The sequence below is a fragment of the Streptomyces sp. NPDC054840 genome (genome assembly GCF_053611065.1).
In genome coordinates this window covers 1-2,805 of sequence record NZ_JBSGZP010000829.1, presented here as the reverse complement: position 1 = coordinate 2,805, position 2,805 = coordinate 1, and the positions used below count along the sequence as shown (strand labels likewise).

Below are 2,805 nucleotides of genomic sequence, written 5' to 3'. Positions count from 1 at the left end.
GTGCTGGACTGCCTTCGCCGACTGGATACCGGCGCCCTGGCGACCGCCGAACTGATGCAGCGCTTCTCCCTGGTCTCCTACGGCAACAGCGTGCTGCCGCTGGAGCCGCGGCGGGCACTGGAGGCCGGCCGGTTCCACCGGGTGCCGGTCATCCAGGGCACCAACCAGGACGAGATGCGCCTCTTCCTCGCGCAGACCCTGGCCGGGTATCCGATCCCCGACGGGGCCGCCTACCGGGACCGGCTGGAGCGGTCCTTCGACCCGCCGACCGCCCGCGTCGTGGCGGCCGCCTATCCGGTGTCCGCCTTCGCGACCCCGGCGATGGCGTGGGCCACCGTGCTGACCGACGTGTCGTTCGTCTGCCCGACGCTGCGGGACGGCGCGGCGCTGGGCCGGTACGTGCCGGTGTACACGTACCGGTTCAGCGATCGGGGCGCGCCCGACTTCACGGGGCTACCGGCGCCGCCGGACCTGCCCTACGGCGCGACGCACGGCTTCGAACTGCCCTACCTGTTCACGCTCGCGCCGCTGACCGGACCACAGCGGCAGCTCGCGGACCGGATGACCGGCTACTGGACCGGCTTCGCCCGCACGGGCGTTCCGGCGGCGCCGGGAGCACCGCGGTGGCCGCGCGAGCGGACTGCGGCCCCGGTGCTGTCGCTGGCGCCGGGGGCGGGCGGGATCCGCACGGTGGACGCGCGGGCGGAGCACCACTGCGCGCTCTGGGACGCGCGGTGGCCCGGCGTCACCAGGGCTCGGTGATGTTCAGCCGCGGGCCCGTCGAGGTCCGGAGCGTCACCGTGCCCGTGTCCCCGTAGACCTCGTGCCGCCAGGCGGCGAACACCTTGGCGATCCCGCGGGCGGCGTCGCCTCGGCCCTTGCCCACTTCCCCGGTGGTGAAGGTGATCCGGGCCTCGCCGACCGTGCGCACCTTGCGGACACGGACCTCCTTGATCACCACGTCGTCCGCGTATCCGTCGTCGGCCTCGTGCTTCAGGTGGTAGGCGGCGAAGTCGCGGGTCATGTCGAACCAGTCCGCCGGACCGCAGGGGCCGCCGCCGTCGGCCATCTCACCGTCGGTCGGAGGGCCTACGTAGGCACCGGTCTCCTGATCCGTCGGCGGACCCGCGTACCCACCCGTCTCCTGATCCGTCGGCGGACCCGCGTACCCACCCGTCTCCTGATCCGTCGGCACGTCGAGCTCGCACTCCGCCGGAGCGAGCGTGGGTACGCCGGCGGGGGCCGCGGCCTGTCCCGCCCGTGTGGTCCCGCACGCCGCCAGGGCGGCGCACAGGAGCCCCGCCACCACCAGCCTCCCGGTCACGGCCACCGCTGTCTTCGTCATGACCATCCCCCCTCGGCCTTCAAGAGGCGATCGGGGCGGCCCGGGTTCCACCTCGCGCACGCCAGGCCTCTCCCTTCACCGGCGGGCACCGCGTCTGCGCTGTCGGTCGAGCACGAGGCGGTCCCCGACGCGGGCCGTTCCCGGTGTGACGATCCTGGCGAGCGCGTCGAGCCGGTTGTCGTGCGACCGGGCGATCGTCCGCAGGATCAGCGGCGAGTGCGGCAGGTCCCGCTGGGCCTGGTTGGTCATGACGCACCGCTCGCTGGAGCGCAGGAACTCGATACGGAGGGTCTCCCCCACCGTGGCCACGCACCCGATCCACTCGTCCTCGACGAAGGGCGGGGTGCCGGGCGGGGTGCGCACGAGGACGTTCGGGCGGAACCGGCGCTCGTCCACCGGTACGCCGGGCACCTCGCGGCGGATCCAGTCGAGGGTCGCCGTTGTGAGCACGCTGAGCGGCAGTTGGTCGAAGTGCGAGATCTCCCCCTCGCGGGCCAGCTCCACATCCTCACGGCCGAGGTAGCCGCGCAGGTACGCCGTGGGGTCGGCCACCACGTTCCCGTGCGGGTCGAGCAGGTCCGGCGGACCCGGCTCAGGGGCGTCGTGCCGGCAGCGGGAACTCAGGTGGAGCAGACCGTCCATCCGCCGGAAGCGCCGGGTGTTCTTGCCCGACCCGAACTTGCCTTCCGCGTCGCGGACGGCGAACAGCCGGTCGCCCGCCAGGCCCCGTTCGGAGACGGCCACGCCGTGCAGCCGTTCGCCGCCGGTCGACTTGATCGGGTACCGCCACAACCGCTCCACCACGCCCACGTTCGCCGCCGCCGCTCCGACATCCGTCCATCAAGATCATTACCTGTGCCGTGGAGGACTACGGTGGCCTCATGACCGGTTCCACCACCCCCGTGCTGCTCTACCTCGATGTCGACGGCCCGCTCATCCCTTTCGGGGCCGGCCCGTACCCCTCGGGCAGAGACGGCGAGGCCCATCCCCTGCTCGCGCGGGTCGATCCGACGCTCGGACCCGGGCTGGCGGCGCTGCCGTGCGAGCTGGTGTGGGCCACGACCTGGATGGCGGAGGCCAACGAATGCGTCGCGCCCCGGCTGGGTCTGCCGGAACTGCCCGTGCTGGTCTGGCCCGAGCCCTCCGACGAGGACGGACGGGGCGGAATCCACTGGAAGACCCCAGCGCTCACCGACCACGCCGCCGGGCGGCCCTTCATCTGGGTCGACGACGAGATCACCGGCGCCGACCGGGCCTATGTGGCCGCACGCCACCCCGGCAGGGCGCTCCTGCACCGGGTCGATCCGGGACGGGGCCTGACCGAGGCCGACCTCGGCGTGCTGCGGGCCTGGCTGCGCCAGGGGTAGCCGCCGGGTGCGGCACCGTCCACGAGGTCACGGCGGCCCTGGACCTCCTGGCCCGCAGGTTGACGCCGTCCGTCACCGCCCGCTGACCGGGAC

General features: G+C 73.4%; 4 protein-coding genes. 2 read left to right on the top strand and 2 right to left on the bottom strand.

Annotation, left to right across the window (positions count from 1 at the left end; genetic code table 11):
* On the top strand, positions 1 to 762 hold a 762-nt coding region (locus ACWGIU_RS34690), incomplete at its 5' end, for a carboxylesterase family protein (protein ID WP_453712079.1).
* On the opposite strand, the gene ACWGIU_RS34685 is transcribed toward ACWGIU_RS34690, so the two are convergent.
* Together ACWGIU_RS34685 and ACWGIU_RS34680 are read right to left on the bottom strand one after the other, a co-directional pair.
* Positions 746 to 1,345: a hypothetical protein gene (locus ACWGIU_RS34685; RefSeq protein WP_453712078.1), complete on the bottom strand. Its 600-nt coding sequence runs from the start codon at positions 1,343 to 1,345 to the stop codon at positions 746 to 748. The two genes, ACWGIU_RS34690 and ACWGIU_RS34685, sit on opposite strands and share 17 nt — an antisense overlap.
* A gap of 75 nt (positions 1,346 to 1,420) precedes the next feature.
* Positions 1,421 to 2,155: an MOSC domain-containing protein gene (locus tag ACWGIU_RS34680; RefSeq protein WP_453712077.1), complete on the bottom strand. Its 735-nt coding sequence runs from the start codon at positions 2,153 to 2,155 to the stop codon at positions 1,421 to 1,423.
* Positions 2,156 to 2,226: 71 nt separating this feature from the next.
* Between ACWGIU_RS34680 and ACWGIU_RS34675 the strand changes: the two genes are divergently transcribed.
* Complete coding sequence (locus ACWGIU_RS34675; protein WP_453712076.1) at positions 2,227 to 2,712, top strand: HAD domain-containing protein; 486 nt, start codon at positions 2,227 to 2,229, stop codon at positions 2,710 to 2,712.
* Positions 2,713 to 2,805: the final 93 nt, after the last annotated feature.